The organism is Paraburkholderia sp. 22099 (genome assembly GCF_052045835.1).
In the GTDB taxonomy this organism is placed as follows: Bacteria; Pseudomonadota; Gammaproteobacteria; order Burkholderiales; family Burkholderiaceae; genus Paraburkholderia; species Paraburkholderia terricola.
Genome location: NZ_JBQEPU010000001.1, coordinates 333,643 through 349,626 on the forward strand (window position 1 = coordinate 333,643; position 15,984 = coordinate 349,626).

A 15,984-nucleotide genomic window follows, 5' to 3' on the forward strand; every position below is an offset into this window, starting at 1 on the left:
CATGACCACCGATCTCGATCTCACGGACGCCGTGCGCCCGTCGCGCCGGACCTTCCTGAAAGCAGCCGGCGCGGTCGCGGCGGTCGGCCTTACCATCGGCTTCGAGTGGGCGGGCACGGGCCGCCGCGCGCTCGCCGCCACGACGCCCGAGGCGGCGTTCGCACCCAACGCCTTCCTGCGCGTCGCGCCGGACAACAGCGTGACGGTCATCGCGAAACACGTCGAGATGGGCCAGGGCGCGTACACCGGCATCGCGACGATCGTCGCCGAGGAACTGGATGCGAACTGGCAGGACGTGCGTGTCGAAAGCGCGCCCGCCGACGCCAAGCGCTACGCGAATCTCGCGTTCGGCACAATGCAGGGCACGGGCGGCAGTTCGGCGATGTCCAACTCGTGGATGCAACTGCGCGAGGCCGGCGCGAAAGCGCGCGCGATGCTGGTCTCCGCCGCCGCCGCGCAGTGGCGAGTGCCCGCGTCCGAATTGACGACCCGCGACGGCAGCGTTCATCACGCGGCCACGAACCGGAGCGCGACCTACGGCTCGCTCGCGTCGGCCGCGGCGCGGCTACCAGTGCCCGACAAGGTCACGCTGAAATCGCCGAAGGATTTTCGTCTGATCGGTCACCAGGTGCCGCGCGTCGACGTCCCGCCGAAAACCGACGGCACCGCGCAGTTCACGCTCGACGTGACGTTTCCCGGCATGCTGGTCGCGTTGCTGCAGCGTCCGCCGCTGTTCGGCGCAACGGTCAAGTCGTTCGATGCGTCGGCTGCGAAAGCGGTGCCGGGCGTGGTCTCGGTCGTGCAGGTGCCGGGCGGCGTCGCGGTGGTCGCCAAGGGCTTCTGGGCGGCCAAGCAGGGCCGCGACGCGCTGAAGATCGAATGGGACGATTCGAAGGCCGAGAAGCGCAGCTCGGACGCGATCATGGCCGAATACCGGCAACTCGCGGAGCAACCCGGCGCATCCGCCCGCAAGGACGGCGACGCCGCACAGGCGCTCGCCGGCGCGGCGAAGAAGATCTCCGCCACCTATTCATTCCCCTATCTCGCTCACGCGCCGATGGAGCCGCTCGACGCCGTCGTCAAGCTCACCGCCGACAGTTGCGAGATCTGGGCCGGCGACCAGTTCCAGACCGTCGACCAGGGCAATGCCGCGCACACGGCCGGGCTCGACCCGCAGCAGGTGAAGATCCACACGCTGTATGCGGGCGGCAGCTTCGGGCGGCGTGCGAACGCGCGCTCGGACTATATCGTCGAGGCCGTCTCGATCGCCAAGGCGCTGGGCGCGAACGGCACGCCCGTCAAGCTGCAGTGGACCCGCGAGGACGACATCCACGGCGGCCTGTACCGGCCGATGTACTTCCACAAGCTCGACGCGGGCCTGAGCGCGGACGGCAAGCTGGTCGGCTGGCGGCACCGGATCGTCGGCCAGTCGATTCTCGCGGGCACGCCGTTCGCGAGCTTCATGGTCAAGAACGGGATCGACGCGACGTCCGTCGAGGGCGCCGCCAACATGGCCTACGCGGTTCCGAACATCTCGGTCGAACTGACGACCACGCAGACCGGCGTGCCGGTGCTGTGGTGGCGGGTGGTCGGCAGCTCGCACACGGCATTCGCGGTCGAGGCGTTCATCGACGAAGCCGCGCACGCCGCGGGCAAGGACCCGTTCGCGTTCCGCCGCGATCTGCTCGCGCACGAACCGCGCATGCGGGCCGTGCTCGAACTCGCCGCCCGGAAAGCGGGCTGGGACCCGGCCAAACCGTTGCCGAAAGGCCGCGGGCGCGGCATCGCGGTGGCCGAGGCGTTCAAGACGTTCGTCGCGCAGGTCGCGGAAGTTTCCGTCGACAAGGACGGTAACGTGAAGGTGGAGCGCGTCGTGTGCGCGGTGGATTGCGGCACGCCGATCAATCCCGACGTCATCGCCGCCCAGATGGAAGGCGGGATCGGCTTCGGTCTCGGCGCGGTGTTGCATAGCGCGATCACGCTGAAGGACGGCAAGGTCGAGCAGAACAATTTCGACGGCTACCAGGTGCTGCGAATCGCCGAGATGCCCAAGGTCGAGGTGCATATCGTGCCGTCGGGCGAGGCGCCCACGGGTGTCGGCGAGCCGGGTGTCGCGCCGGTCGGGCCGGCGGTCGCGAACGCGATTTTCGCGGCCACGGGCAAACGGCTTCACAGCTTGCCGTTTCCGGCCGTTGCGGAAAAAAGCGCCTGACGGTCGCTTGTTCGAAACCGTTCGACAAGCGCCGCTCCCTGCCGGGAGCGGCGTTTTTTTTGCTTGATGGGCGGACCGGCGAACCGAAGCGGGTCACAAGCGCGTGGCGCTCACACGCCACGCCTCAGCGTGCGGCACCCGCCGTCTTTTTCGTGGGCGCTTTCCGCTTCATCTGCTCACGCAGTTGCACCACGTCCGGCACGTCGACGCCCAGCAACGTGTAGACGTAACTGATGTGCTCCTGCGCGAAATGGTCGTCGAGCGGACCGTTTCCGACCAGCAGGCGCATGTAGACCGGCGCATACAGAATCTCGCTCAGCGTCTCGATGTTCGGCGGCACGGGAATGCGCGCGCAACCGCGCCACTGCTCGAGCATTTCGCGAACGAGCGCCCGACGCCCATAGTGAAACCGCTCGCGGAATTCGCGCAGCACAGCCGGATCGGCCTGACCTTCCGCGATGATTTGCGCGACGATCCTGCCGGACCACCCGGCGTATTCGTGAATCAGCGAAACAAGATGCGCCGCAATGGCCTCGCCGGGCGGCAAGTTCCGCGGCATCGGCGTCTTGACGAGGTGGTGCTCGATGAACGCATCGATCACGACGAGCGCCTTCGAATTCCACCAGCGGTAGATCGTCGCCTTGCCGACACCGGCCTCCTTGGCGATAGCCTCGATGGAGATCGACTGAATCGTGCGCGTCTCGAGCAGACGAACCGTCGCCGCAAGAATCTGCGTACGCGTTTCCTCGCTGCGCGGTCGGCCGACGCCTCGTGCGGTGAAGGATGCGGTAACGGGAGGCTGAGCGTTTGTCTTCATTGGCGTAACGGAAAGTCGGTTGGCAAGATCGCCTCGATGTGCCGCGAGCGCGGACCGCGCAACACGCAATTATAAGACACATCGTATCCTATTTGCCTGTCCAACTCGAAGAAGCACGCCAGCCGCGGCGTTCCCGCCTGGACGGCAATGCCTACCGACGCGATCCACCGCCGTCAAAGCCCGCCGAGCGCCACATACTTGATTTCAAGGTAATCATCGACGCCATACTTCGAGCCCTCGCGACCCAGACCCGAGTGCTTGACGCCGCCGAACGGCGCAACCTCCGTCGAGATCAAGCCCTCGTTGACGCCGACCATGCCGAACTCGAGTCGATCGACGACACGGAAAATGCGCCCCACGTCGCGTGCGAACACATAGGAGGCGAGACCGAACGGCGTGTCGTTGGCTAGCGCGATTGCCTCGTCTTCCGTGTCGAAGCGAAACAGCGGTGCGACCGGTCCGAAGGTTTCCTCGTTGAAAATCGCGGCCTCGCGAGACACGTCGGCCAACACCGTCGGTTCGAAGAAGCAGCCGCCGAGCGCGTGGCGCTTGCCACCTGTCAGCACACGAGCGCCTTTGCGCAGCGCGTCCGAAATATGCTCCTCGACCTTGCGAACGGCGTCCTCGTTGATGAGCGGCCCCTGCACCACACCCTCGTGCATGCCGTTGCCCACGCGGAGGGCGGCGGTGGCTTCGGCCAGCTTCCTCGCGAAACGGTCGTAGACGCCCGACTGCACGAGTATGCGATTGGCCGCGACGCAAGCCTGCCCCGCGTTGCGGTACTTCGCGGCGAGCGCGCCTTTTACCGCTGCATCCACGTCCGCATCGTCGAACACGATAAGCGGAGCGTTGCCGCCTAGTTCCATGCTGGTTTTCTTGATGGTCGGCGCGCACTGCGCGAGCAGTTGCGCGCCGACTTCCGTCGAACCGGTGAACGAAAGCTTGCGGACCACCGCGCTGGCAGTGAGCTCCCCGCCAATGGCGCGAGCCGAGCCGGTGACGACATTGCAAACGCCCGGCGGCAGACCGGCGCGCTCGGCAAGCACCGCCACTGCGAGCGCGGACAGCGGCGTCTGACTCGCCGGCTTGATCACTCCGGCGCAACCGACGGCCCACGCCGGGCCTGCCTTGCGGGTAATCATCGCGGAAGGAAAATTCCACGGCGTGATCGCCGCGAATACACCGATCGGCTCCTTTTGCACGAGGATGCGACGACCGTCGACATTGCGCGGAATGATGTCGCCATAGACGCGCTTCGCTTCCTCCGAGAACCACTCGATAAAACCCGCGGCATACAGGATTTCGCCACGCGATTCGACGAGCGGCTTGCCCTGCTCCGCGGTCATGATGACAGCGAGATCGTCGATGTGCGCCAGCATCAGGTCGTATAGCGTGCGCAATACCTTGGCGCGCTCCTTGGGCAACGCCTTGCGCCACACCCGCATCGCGCGCTCGGCTGCGGCGATTGCCCGGCGGGTCTCGTTCGCGCCGCCATTCGGCACGCGCGCGACCCGTTCGCCGGTCGCCGGATTGCGCACTTCCAGCGTCTCGCCACTGTCGGCGGGCACCCATTCGCCGTCGATCAGCATGGCCTGCCTCAGCAGGCCGGGGTCCTTCAGGGGTGGCGTGATGAATTCACTCATGTCGGTCGGTCTCACACGGGATGGCGGCCGACGAAGAAAGCCTCGTCGGGATCGCTCGTCGGATTCAGGCCCGCTGCTTCGAGGCCCTTGCGCAAGACGGTCATGTCGCGCTGGTACACGCGCTGGGTCGGATGCGGCATCGGGCCGCCGTTGTAGCCTTGCAGCCAGGCCTGGTATTTCCACAACATCCGGTTGAGCAGACCGTTGGCCGCGATCGGCAGGCTGGCGAACGCCTTGCGCGCCGGGTCCATCTTGTACCAGAGCTGCGTGGCCTGATCGTATTCGCCCGCACGGATCAGCTTGTGAATCCTTGGCAGCAGCGGCCCGTAATAGGCCGAATAATTCGTGCCGCAAAACGGGATGTCCATCACCTGCGCGAGCGGTACGTACTCGTATTCCAGCGGAGACGAAATCACGACTTCCTCGTGGAATTCGCGGTGCACCTCGATTGCCGACATGATGTAGGGCAGGCCGCCCTCGGCCTTGATCGCGACCACGTTGGGAATTTCATCCACCATGCGGCGCAGCACCGGCAGCGGAATATCGGCGGGATGCAAACGCGAAAAGCCCCACGCCGGCAGCGGGAACACCATCACGCCGAGATTCGTCGCGGCGCAGATCGCCTTCGTGTACTCGAACACTTCGTCGTAGGACTTCGGATAGAAGTACGGCGGATAGCCGAGCAGCACCAGGTCGGCGCCGCCCGCCTCCGCCAGTCTGATCGCCTCGATGTTGTCTTCCAGCGTATTGAACACCGCGTGATGCACGATCACGAGGCGGCCCGCGGCCTGGTCGGCCATGATGGCGCAGAACTCGCCGTACTGCGCCTGCGTGATCGCCACTTCCGAGCACGAAAGCGAGCCGACGAAGCCGTGCTCGATCGCCAGTTCGACATCGTGGCGGACGGCTTTTTCGTTGATGCGCCTGAAGTCCGATGTTATCGTCGGAATGGTCACGTTGGCGACGCCAACGAGATGCTCACGCGCCCATTCGCGCGCTTCGTTTCGGGTGTAGCGGGCCATCCTGTGCTCCTTTTTTGCGTTGCTATTGAATGCCGCGTGTCCTGGTGTGCGCTTAGCGCTTGGTTTCGAATTCGATCGGCAGCGGCGTCGCGAGGCCGGCCGCAATTGCCTTGTCGAGGATGAGTTCCGCCACCACGATGTCCTGCAGCCCGCCGCCCACCGACTTGTACATCCGGGTGCGGGCGTCTTTCAGGCGCTCGTCGATTGCTCCGCTCATCAGATCTGTCAGGCTGAACGACTTGTCGCGAAACGCGATGCCGGCTTCGTGGGCGGCAAGCATGTCGCCGGTTTCTTCCAGGACTTCCTCGAGCGTGTCGCACACGATGATGTCGCTGCGAGCGACGACCGAGACATCGATCTCGCGCTGCTCGGGAATGGTCGAGCCGATCGATGCGACGGTCGCGCCGGCCTCGAGCCAGTCGCCGAAAAGAATCGGCTGTTCGCCCCTCGCGCGCGCCGCGGCGAGCACGATCCCGGCGCCGTCTACCGCTTCTTGCGCCGACGCCACGCCGCGCGCGGGCACGCCGAGATCGCGTGTCACAGCTTGCGCGAACGCGGCGCGCCGCTCGGGTGTCGGGCTGAATACGACGACCTCGCTCAGATCCCGCACGCTGGCGATGGCACGGGTATGCATCGTCGCTTCGAGGCCGCTGCCGAGCACGGCGAGGCGCGCGGCGCCGCGAGGCGCCAGCCGGTCGAGTGCGGCAGCCGAGGTGGCGGCCGTGCGATAGCCGGTAACCAGATTGCCGTCGACAAACGCGGCGATGCGGCTAGTCTCCCGGTCGAACAGGACGATCACGTATTCGACGCCGGGCGCGGCCGCGTCCATCGCCATGCCCATGATCTTGGCGCCGTAGTAGCGGCCGCCCACCGGCACGGCCGGCAGCGTGCGCAGCCAGGTCTTGCCGGCGGCCGCCACGGTGCGCGGCGGGGCGGATTTCGGCGGAACCGGCCGCGCATAGGCCGACTGCAGCGCGCGTATCGCATCCGTCCAGTCGAAGACGGCCTTGGCGGTGTCGCTGGAGACGAATACCGGAGCAAACGAGGTGACGGTCATGGCAAACAATAAAGAGTGATTTGAAAGAACCGGGCCCGCCGGCAGCACGCGTCGATGCGTCCTTGCGCCGAGCCAATGCCCGCTCCGGAATCGAGGCTCCGCGCTTAGAACGGCTGGGCGAGCACGCCATATCCTTCGAACAGAAGCTCGACGGCACGCCGTCCGTCCGCGTGCGGGTCCTGCTCCGCCTGGCAGATGGCCAGCGAAATGTCGAACACCCGCTTCACCCGCTCGCCACGACGCTGCCCATAGGCGACGAGTGCATCGTCGATACTTGTGCGCTGGCTCAGTTCCTCGATCAGCACGACCGCGTCCTCGATCGCCATGCCGCCGCCGGACGTCAACTGCGGTGTGACCGAATGCGCGGCATCCCCCACCAGTACGACTCGCCCCCGATGCCACGGCTGCGGCATGAACAGGATGTCGAACGGACGGTAACTGATGTAGCGCGTGCCATCGCAACGCCCGATCGCCGCGAGAAGATCGGGCGCCGAAAAACCCTCCAGACGCTCCCTGAACATCTCGCTCAGCCTGTCTTGCGGCATATGCGCGTGGACCTTGGCGTTCTCGAGGAAGAAGTAGTAGCAAAGCTTGTCGGAGAGCGGCAGGCCACCCACCGCGCGGCCGTCCCGGTGCTTGTACAGCACGAGCCCGTCGAACTCCGCGGGACGCTCCACCGTGAAGCGCCACGCGCCTTGTCCCGCATAAGCCGGCTGATACTCGCCGCCGAATACTTTGCAACGCGTCTTTGAATACGTTCCGTCCGCGGCGACCAGCAGATCGCAGCGCCCCGTTTCACCCGTCGACAGTCGATATGAGACGCCGTTGCCGTCCTGCTCGATATCCTCGACGGTCGTGCGATAGTCGATCCGGGCACCGCTCGCGAGCGCCTGCCCTTCGAGCACCTCCGCCAGCTTCGGCCGCATGATGCCGATCGCGCCGGGGGCGTCCGGCCTGAAGATGCGCGGCGGGCGCCGCTCGTTCACGATCTCGCCCGCGTCGTTGCGCACACTGACCGTGTCCCATCCCGAGCCCGCCGCCATGCAGCTGTCGGCGAGCCCCACGCGATCCAGTGCGCGCAACGCGTTGCCAAGCAGGGAAATGCCGGTTCCCTGCTGATCCATCCGGTGGCCGCTCTCCACGACCCTCGCGTCCATACCGGCGCGCGCGAGTCCGTGAGCGAGCGTCATGCCACTGATCCCTCCGCCGACGACAAGCACCTTGTGCTGCGAAGCCATGACTGTGTCTCCTTGAAATTTGTTTTAGTCGCGTCAACTCACATGAACGGAGCGCGCTCCTGCGGCCACCACAATCCCGGTTGCGGCTGGCCCATCCGGTTGCGCAGAATGCCCACGCCGCCCACTTCGAGTTCCACCACGTCGCCGGGCTGAAGCCTGCGATCGAGTTCGAGCGCGGAGCCGCCGCCCATCGTGCCCGAGCCGATCACGTCGCCGGGCTCCAGCACTTCGCCCAGGCTCGCCCACGCGATCAGTTCGTCGACGCTCCAGAGCTTGTTCGCGCTCGTGCCCTTGCCCCAGGTCTCGCCGTTGACGCGCACTTCCATGGGAATGGCGTCGAGGTCGGCGAATTCGTCGATCGTCGTGATCCACGGCCCCACTCCATAGGCGAAGTCCTTGCACTTGGTCGGCCCCATTTGAATGGGCATTTCGATCGACTGGCGATCGCGGGCACTGAAGTCGTTGAACACCGTGATGCCGAAGAGATAGGGACGCGCCTGTTCCGGCCTCAGATTACCGCCGCGCCGGCCGATGATGTAGCCGAGTTCCAGTTCGTAATCCATATGCCCGATATAGCCCGGCCACGGCACCTCCGCATCATGACCGATGACGGTATGCGGCGTCCCCTTGAAATAGCCCGGCACCTTCAGCAGGCTCTCATGCGGCTCGTGCCCGATCTTCTCGTGAAAGCCCTTGATGTGTCCGATGAACGTCAAGCCGTCGCGGACAACGGAGGGATCGGTGGCAGGCAGCCACTTCGCCTCTGCGATCGGGATCGACGCTTCGTCCGGGCGCTCCTTGTCCGCGCGGCGGGCAGCGTCGAGAAACCGCTCGCCGAGGCCGATCGCCGCCGACATGCTGCCGGGAAAGAGCGCCTCCGACAGCCGGCGCGCCGATTCTCCCGTCGCGCCCTGTTTCTCCAGCGCCAGCACGGACGCGCGCTTCAGATCGATGACGCGCCCTTCTTCCGGCAATACCAGCACCAGACGGGCGACATCCCCATCCGGACCGTTCACAGCGATGCGACCCAGCTTCATTGTTCGGCTCCAGTTTCTGGATACGGCGGCTATGCCGGCCTTCCCGGTCCAACCCCACGCATCCTCGTTAGTGACCGTTTCATTATATATACGATACGCTGCGTATCGTAAGCGAGGGTTTTTCCTCATGCTGAAAAACCATGTGGAAACCCGAACGCCTCTTGCGTTATTCGAAGCAAGCGGAATATTATGATCCGCACCGTATCGTATTAACCGACATCACCTTTCTCTTTCGACAGGACGCTTAAAGTGAGAATCCTTGGACCTGACACACTCGTTTTCGGCGTCGACGACGTCGCAAGCTGCGCGAGCTTTCTCGCCGACTACGGACTGACGCCGCAAGGCGATGGCGCGTTCGAGGCGCTCGACGGAACGGGCGTCGTGATTCGCCACAAGGACGACCCCGCGCTGCCGAAGTGGACGCTGCCGACGAGCAATCAGCTACGCAAAACGATCTACGGTGTGGAGGATCGAGCCGCACTCGACGAAATCGCGCACGAGTTGGCCAGGGACCGCGAAGTCAAGTTTCTGGCGGACGGCTCGATCGAAGCGACCGACGACTCGGGATTCCTCCTCGGGTTTCAACTCTCCGTGCGTCGAACGCCAACGCTCGCGGCCGAGCAGATCAACGCGCCCGGCGATGCGCAGCGCGCACTGAACGTCACCGGTTCGCCGGCGAACCGCGACGAACCGCCGCCGCTTCCGAGGACGCTTTCGCACGTCGTCTACTTCGTGCCCGACACGGACAAGGCCGAGGCGTTTTATGTGAACCGGCTCGGCTTCCGGGTCAACGACCGCTTCACCGGAATGGGCCCGTTCCTGCGCCCGCGGGGTACCCTCGATCACCACACGTTGTTCTTCATCCAGACGCCGCCGGCCATGCAGGGTTGCGAACATTTCACGTTCCACATGGGCGGTCCGTCGGAGGTGCTGCGAGCAGGCCACGCGTTCGCGGCCAAGGGTTACGAATCGTTCTGGGGACCGGGCCGTCACCGGTTCGGCTCGAACTGGTTCTGGTACTTCAATAGCCCGCTGGGTTGCCATATCGAATACGACGCCGACATGGATCAGCTCGACGACTCCTGGGTTCCGCGTGTCGCCCCCGCCATCGCGGAGAACTCGCAGGAATTTCTCTTCCAGTTGCGCGAGACGTGGGCGCCCGGAGGGCCGCCCCCGACACAATCCCGAACAGAGTCCTGAAAGCAATCCTGAACGCACGTCGCCATGCCGGATTCGGGCACTGCCCAATGGGTCCGCCTGTGCGAGTTGAACGCGCTTGCGCCGACTGGCGCACGCGGATTCGACTTGCAAGGACGCGGCGTCGACGACCTCTTCGTCGTGCGCCGGCACGCGCTCCTGCGCGGCTACATCAATTCGTGTCCGCATTGGCCCGGGGCTTCTCTGCCGTGGCGAAAGCACGCCTATCTCGACCAGGGTGCGAACCACATCGTTTGCCACGGCCACGGTGCGAAATTCACGCTTGATGACGGCCTGTGCGTATCGGGGCCCTGCGCGGGCCAGCACCTCCAGGCGGTCGCCTTGAGGATTGAAGAAGGCAGGTACGTCAGCGCGCTCTTGCCGATGCCGCGTTGACAAACGCACCGGCGACCCTCGCGAAACGTCGTCCGGTATCGCTGACTGCACGCCAACGAGAGCGTGTTCGTCGCGCAATAACTTCGCGGCACAAATCAAAATCCTTATAAATACAGGAGACACGGCAATGAAACGATACAAACTTTACGGCGTCGCGTGCGCCGCGCTGGGTCTCGCCCAGAGCCCCGCATTCGCGCTCGAAAACGGCACGAGCAGCTATCCGTCTGGGATCATGACCGTGATGAGCGGACTGCTTGGCGGCCCCGGAACCTATCTCTACACCTACAACAAATTCGAGAACATAACGTCGCTACGCGACGGCGGCGGCAACAGCAATCCGCAAGGCGCCAATGGCGGGCTGCAGGCCCATTCGCTGCGAGCGGTTCATGTGTTCGAAACGCCGACCATTCTGGGCGGCACCATCGCCGTCCAGGCTGCGCTTCCCTATGTGGACGGCACCTTGCACCTGCCGTCGTTTGGAATCTCCGGCGGCGGGCGTGGATTCGCCGATCCGCTGTTTGGCATGCTCGTCGGCTGGCAATCGCCGCACTATCTGCAGACCGTCGAACTCGACGTCGTCGCCCCGTGGGGTTCATACGACAAGAGCCGTCTGTTCAATCCGGGAAGCAATGTCACGAGTTTCTATCTCGCCTATGCGTTTACCTGGATGCCGCTCCAGCAGATCGAGCTCAGCTCCAAGATCAATCTGAGTTATAGCAGCGTGAATTCGGCGACGCACTATCAGTCGGGCGTTCAGCTTACCGCTGACTACGGCCTCAATTACCACATCAATCAGAACTGGCTCGTCGGTGTCGGCGGATACGTGAATACCCAGCTCAACGACGACAAGATCAACGGCCAGTCCGCGTTCGGCGACGGACATCGCACCAACGAGTTGACGCTGGGACCGCAGGTCGGCTACGGCACGCAGAAATGGGGCGCCGTGCTTCACTGGCAGCATCAGATCTACGCGCGCAATGCCGCCTACGGCAATACGTTGTGGCTCAACGCGTACGTCAAGTTCTAGCGGCATGAAGTCGGGCGTTGCGGCTGCATCGCCCGATTTTTGTGCTGCTCGCGTCTCGCTTCTTTCCTGCATCAAGGCGCCGCCACCGCATTGCAACCGCCCGCTTATTCCGGGACCCGCGACGTTTGCGGCGCACGCCTGGGCGCCGACAGATGCGCGAAGAGGAGCGCAAGGACGAGCAGCCCCACCGCGCAGACAGCGAACAGGATGCGTACCGAAGCATGAGCGAGCGACCGCGCACCCAATGCGATTCCGAACGACTGCCCCAGAAAGAGCACGCACGAAAACAGCGAAACGGCCGTGCCTCTCGCCTGCGGGGCCATCTGCGCGGCATGGTTCTGCAAGACGTTGTGAAGGGCGTAAAAACCGAATCCGGCGAGCATGCAGGCTGGGACGGATAGCCACCAGAACGGCGAGACCGCAAGCGCGACCAGCGAGATTGCGAGCAGCAGCCCGCCCACTCGCGCAAGCCGCGCATCCCTGAAACGCCGTATCGCGTGCTTCGAGCTCAGACTGAAGAGCAGCCCTCCCACGCCGTAGCTCGAGGCGATCAATCCCGCCGTGGACGAAGGCAGCCGAAACGACGTGTTGAGGTAGGTCGGCAAGAATGCCAATGCGCTGTACGCAAAGGCGCCTTCAACGAAGGTCACCAGCAAGACGATGCGAACCCGGCTTGCGCCGAGCATCCCGATCGTCCGGCGCGCGAACGCCGGTTGCTTCGCCGGGGTGTCTCGCGCGATCGGCGGCGACACGCTTCGCACCGCCAGCCAGCCGAGCGCGAACACCGCCGCGATCGACGCGAACGGAGTCCGCCACCCCCATGAGGAAGCCAGCGCCGCGCCGCCCCATTGCCCCGCGATCATGCCGAGCACGGTAGCGCCGAGCAGACGCGCGAGCGCCGCCTGGCGCTCGCCGTCCGCGCTGTGATCGCCGATCCACGCCATCGTCAACGGAACGATGCCTGCCGCCGCCGCACCCGAAAAAAACCGCGCCGCGAGCAGTTCGTCCAGGTTGCCGGCAAGGCACGCGCCAAGGTTGCCGAGTGCGCAAACAACCGCCGCGAGCGCGATCACGCGCATTTTTCCGAGCCGGTCGCCGAGCGGCCCCGAGCCTAGCTGACAGATTCCGTAGGCAAGCGCGAACGACGCTATGGTCTGCGCGGCGCGATCGGCGCCGACCGCGAACGCCGTCGCAAGAACGGGCAGCATCGAATCGCACATGCGCATGGAGGCCATGCTGCCAAAGCAGCAGATATAAAGCGGCCATTGCGCGTTATCGCGGGTTCCGGTCATGGCTCAGAGATCGATCACCAGCTCCTCGGTCGTCGCTCTCGACACGCAAATCATGAGCGACTTGCCCTCGCGCTGCTCCTCGGCGCTCAGTACATAGTCGCGATGATCGACCTTCCCCGACACGATCGCCGTCTCGCAACTCCTGCAAAGCCCTTCCCGGCAGGAAAACGCAGGCGTCAGACCATGCCGTTCGAGGCAATCGAGAATCGATTCGTCGGGCTCTACCGTGTACCGCGCGCCGCTCCGCGCGAGAGTGACGGTAAACAGCTTCTCGCCGCCGCGCTCCCGCTCGTCCGTTGAAGCCGCGAATCGCTCGAAATGAACGCGATTCGCACCGATGCCCAGGTCGCGAGCGCGCGCCGCGACTGCGTCCATGAGCCCGCCCGGTCCGCAACAGTACACATGCTCGGCGGGTTTCACGCCAGCGAGCATGCCGCTCACGTCGTGCGGCAACGCTGCCTCGTCGTCGGCATGGAGACGAATGTCACCGCCCAGCGCGAGCAACTCGTCCAGGAACCCCGCGTGTGCTCTCGAGCGTACGCAGTAGCTCAATTGCCACGGCAGCGCATGACGCTCACACCAGCGGATCATGCTGAGGATCGGCGTGATGCCAATGCCGCCGGCGATGAAGCGATGACAGGTCGCTTCGGCCGAGAGCGCAAAGAGCGAGCGCGGCTCACTGATGCGCAGCGTGTCGCCGGCCCGCAGCGCATCGTGCAGGTAAGCCGATCCGCCCCGCGACGCCGCACTTCGGCTGACGCCGAGGCGGTAGCGTGTCGGATCGATCGGGTCATTGCACAGCGAATACTGACGCACGAGCCCCTCGCGCAAGTGAACGTCGACGTGCGCCCCCGGATCGAATGCCGGCAGGTTCGTCCCATCCGGTCTGCGCAATTCGATGTCGAGTATGCCCTCGGCCGCACGCGCGATTTTCTCGACGACGACTTCGATCACGACGTGACCTCGCTCTTCCGCGCCGCTGCGGCGCCTTCTTCCTCGATCCGTTTGTTCACGGCCCAGCGAAACTGCGAGAGGGCCGCGTCGATGCCGAACGCCATCATCCTGAAGCCGGGATCGAGCGTGAGATTCCGATGCTGAGCCGTCACGATGTCGCGGTCCTCGTCGAAGGCGTCGACCACCGCCTGATGAATCGAACGCGTCACGTCGGGCTGATCGAGCGAGAAATTGTGCGGATGAGCAAAGAAATAGTGCGTCGAGTTTTCGGTTTCAGGCGTCAGGGCCTGGCAACCGCGAAACTCGACCGCGCCGACACGAACGCCCTTGGGCGCACCGGTACCCGTGGGCGCCATGCCCGAATCCATGCGCAGAACCGCCGGCACCGTGAAGTCGTAGATGTTCCAGCGGTCGACCTTGCCCGGCCACGCCCGGACCGCTTTGGCGAACGGCGGCGGCTCGGTGTCGAGTGTCCACCGCGTGATGCGCACACCGTCTTCGAGTCGCTCGACTTTCGGCTGGCTGGCGGCGTAGTCCTCGCCTCCGCCCAGCGTGGTTGGATGAACGAATGGGAGATGCGAAAAGTCCAGCAGGTTGTCGCAGATGAGCAGGTAGTTGACGTCGTAGTGAATGTAGCCGGGCAGCGAGCGCCATGCTGGATCGTCGACCCAATGCGTGTCGGGAATCGTGGCCGGATCGGCCAGCGCGGGATCGCCCATCCAGATCCAGATCCAGCGGTAACGCTCCACGACCGGAAACTGCCTGACCCTGGCCTGCGGCGGAATTCTCTCCTGGGCCGGAGCTTCGACACAGGCTCCGTTGCTGTCGAATTTGAGGCCGTGATACATGCAACGAACGCAATCGCCTTCACGCCGGCCGACCGACAACGGCGCGCCGCGATGACAGCAGCGATCCATCAGCGCGACGACCTCGCCGCCTTCCTTCCGATACAGCAGAACGGGCGTGCCGATGATGGTGCGCGAGAACAGTTCTGCGCCCTCGACCTCATGCGACCAGGCGGCCACATACCAGGTGTTCCTGATGAACATCGCTTGTCTCCTGATTCGTTATAGCGCGTCTTGTTCAACGCTTGACGCCACGATAGGTTTGCCCGGATCATGCGTCAACCTAATGGGACTAATTCCCTGAATGCACGCCATGCATATCCGCGACCTCGATCTCAACCTGTTGGTGCTGTTCGACGCCCTGCTGAGGGAGCGCAGCGTCACGCGCGCCGCCGCCGAAGTCGGGCTGTCGCAAGGCGCGATGAGTCACGGGCTCAACCGGCTCAGAACGTTTTTCGAAGACCCGTTATTCATCAAGACGTCGGCCGGCATGCAGCCGACTGAGAAAGGCTTGCTGCTCGGCGCGACGATTACCGAGGTCATGACGGCGTTGAGGCAGCGCGTCGTTTCGCAGGCGCACTTCGATCCGGCCAGCGCTCGCCGCACGTTCGTGCTCAGCATGACCGACATGGGCGAACTGGTTTTTCTGCCGCCGCTGATCCGCCGCTTGCGCAAGATTGCGCCTAACTGTGCGGTGCGGTCCGTGCAGGTGCCGCTCGAACAGATCGAGGCGACGCTCGCGGCCGGCGAGGCGGATCTCGCGCTCGGCTCCGTGCGCGCGGCGCCCGATGGACTATTCCAGCAACGCCTGTTCTTGCACACCTTCGTCACGATGGTCAGCGTGCGCAACAAGGCGGTCGGCAAAACGATCAGCCGCGCGCAGTTCGAGCGCATGCCCCAGATCGTCGTCTCGCTGACCGGCCGGGCGAGCGCTGCCTACGACAGCGCATTCGACGAATACGGCATCAAGCGCAACGTCTATCTGACCACGCCGCACTTTCTGGTCGTGCCGCATCTGATCGACGCGCAGCCGGATCTGATCGCCACGGTGCCGCTCGAACTCGGCAACGTGTTCGCGCGGCTCGGCACGATCAGGATGGTGCCGCCGCCGGTGTCGTTGCCGCCGTTCGCCCTCCGCCAGCATTGGCACCCGCGATTCCACGACGATCCCGCCAACATCTGGCTACGCCATCTCATCAAGGAAACGTTCGACCGCTATCCGGATATCGCGGACGACGAGGCCTGAA

General features: G+C 64.7%; 14 protein-coding genes. 5 read left to right on the forward strand and 9 right to left on the reverse strand.

Annotated elements, in window-relative coordinates; genetic code table 11:
• Nucleotide 1: 1 nt before the first annotated feature.
• Nucleotides 2-2,212, forward strand: coding sequence for a xanthine dehydrogenase family protein molybdopterin-binding subunit (locus ACTJLC_RS01520; protein ID WP_310129061.1), 2,211 nt, complete (start codon nucleotides 2-4; stop codon nucleotides 2,210-2,212).
• 124 nt (nucleotides 2,213-2,336) lie between these two features.
• Here the strand turns inward: ACTJLC_RS01520 and ACTJLC_RS01525 are convergent, their stop codons facing one another.
• The 6 genes from ACTJLC_RS01525 to ACTJLC_RS01550 form a co-directional block, all read right to left on the reverse strand.
• The gene (locus tag ACTJLC_RS01525) at nucleotides 2,337-3,029 is read right to left on the reverse strand and encodes a TetR/AcrR family transcriptional regulator (RefSeq protein WP_073427681.1); all 693 of its coding nucleotides are present in this window, start codon (nucleotides 3,027-3,029) and stop codon (nucleotides 2,337-2,339) included.
• Between the two features lie 173 nt (nucleotides 3,030-3,202).
• Complete coding sequence (locus ACTJLC_RS01530) at nucleotides 3,203-4,672, reverse strand: NAD-dependent succinate-semialdehyde dehydrogenase (protein ID WP_440843198.1); 1,470 nt, start codon at nucleotides 4,670-4,672, stop codon at nucleotides 3,203-3,205.
• 11 nt (nucleotides 4,673-4,683) lie between these two features.
• Nucleotides 4,684-5,694, reverse strand: a complete 1,011-nt coding sequence (locus ACTJLC_RS01535) for a dihydrodipicolinate synthase family protein (RefSeq protein WP_073427679.1) — start codon at nucleotides 5,692-5,694, stop codon at nucleotides 4,684-4,686.
• Nucleotides 5,695-5,746: 52 nt separating this feature from the next.
• Nucleotides 5,747-6,751, reverse strand: coding sequence for an ornithine cyclodeaminase family protein (locus ACTJLC_RS01540; protein WP_073427716.1), 1,005 nt, complete (start codon nucleotides 6,749-6,751; stop codon nucleotides 5,747-5,749).
• A gap of 104 nt (nucleotides 6,752-6,855) precedes the next feature.
• Complete coding sequence (locus tag ACTJLC_RS01545; RefSeq protein WP_073427678.1) at nucleotides 6,856-7,989, reverse strand: FAD-dependent monooxygenase; 1,134 nt, start codon at nucleotides 7,987-7,989, stop codon at nucleotides 6,856-6,858.
• 38 nt (nucleotides 7,990-8,027) lie between these two features.
• A complete protein-coding gene (locus tag ACTJLC_RS01550) occupies nucleotides 8,028-9,026 on the reverse strand; it encodes a fumarylacetoacetate hydrolase family protein (protein ID WP_073427677.1) in 999 nt (332 codons plus the stop codon).
• A gap of 249 nt (nucleotides 9,027-9,275) precedes the next feature.
• Between ACTJLC_RS01550 and ACTJLC_RS01555 the strand changes: the two genes are divergently transcribed.
• The 3 genes from ACTJLC_RS01555 (at nucleotide 9,276) to ACTJLC_RS01565 (ending at nucleotide 11,646) form a co-directional block, all read left to right on the forward strand.
• On the forward strand, nucleotides 9,276-10,226 hold the full coding sequence (locus tag ACTJLC_RS01555; RefSeq protein ID WP_073427676.1) for a VOC family protein: 951 nt from the start codon (nucleotides 9,276-9,278) through the stop codon (nucleotides 10,224-10,226).
• 24 nt (nucleotides 10,227-10,250) lie between these two features.
• Entirely contained in the window at nucleotides 10,251-10,619 is a 369-nt protein-coding gene (locus tag ACTJLC_RS01560) for a Rieske (2Fe-2S) protein (RefSeq protein WP_073427675.1), read from the forward strand.
• A gap of 127 nt (nucleotides 10,620-10,746) precedes the next feature.
• Nucleotides 10,747-11,646, forward strand: a complete 900-nt coding sequence (locus tag ACTJLC_RS01565; protein WP_073427674.1) for a SphA family protein — start codon at nucleotides 10,747-10,749, stop codon at nucleotides 11,644-11,646.
• A gap of 104 nt (nucleotides 11,647-11,750) precedes the next feature.
• Here ACTJLC_RS01565 and ACTJLC_RS01570 read toward each other — a convergent pair whose 3' ends face one another.
• The 3 genes from ACTJLC_RS01570 to ACTJLC_RS01580 are packed head-to-tail and all read right to left on the reverse strand — an operon-like array spanning nucleotide 11,751 to nucleotide 14,941.
• Nucleotides 11,751-12,938, reverse strand: coding sequence for an MFS transporter (locus tag ACTJLC_RS01570; protein WP_310129068.1), 1,188 nt, complete (start codon nucleotides 12,936-12,938; stop codon nucleotides 11,751-11,753).
• A 3-nt stretch (nucleotides 12,939-12,941) separates the two neighbouring features.
• A complete protein-coding gene (locus tag ACTJLC_RS01575) occupies nucleotides 12,942-13,892 on the reverse strand; it encodes a PDR/VanB family oxidoreductase (RefSeq protein ID WP_073427672.1) in 951 nt (316 codons plus the stop codon).
• Nucleotides 13,889-14,941, reverse strand: coding sequence for an aromatic ring-hydroxylating dioxygenase subunit alpha (locus tag ACTJLC_RS01580; RefSeq protein WP_073427671.1), 1,053 nt, complete (start codon nucleotides 14,939-14,941; stop codon nucleotides 13,889-13,891). The genes ACTJLC_RS01575 and ACTJLC_RS01580 overlap by 4 nt, the downstream gene beginning before the upstream one ends.
• Before the next feature lie 109 nt (nucleotides 14,942-15,050).
• On the opposite strand from ACTJLC_RS01580, the gene ACTJLC_RS01585 reads away from it, so the two are divergent.
• A complete protein-coding gene (locus ACTJLC_RS01585; RefSeq protein WP_073427670.1) occupies nucleotides 15,051-15,983 on the forward strand; it encodes a LysR family transcriptional regulator in 933 nt (310 codons plus the stop codon).
• Nucleotide 15,984: the final 1 nt, after the last annotated feature.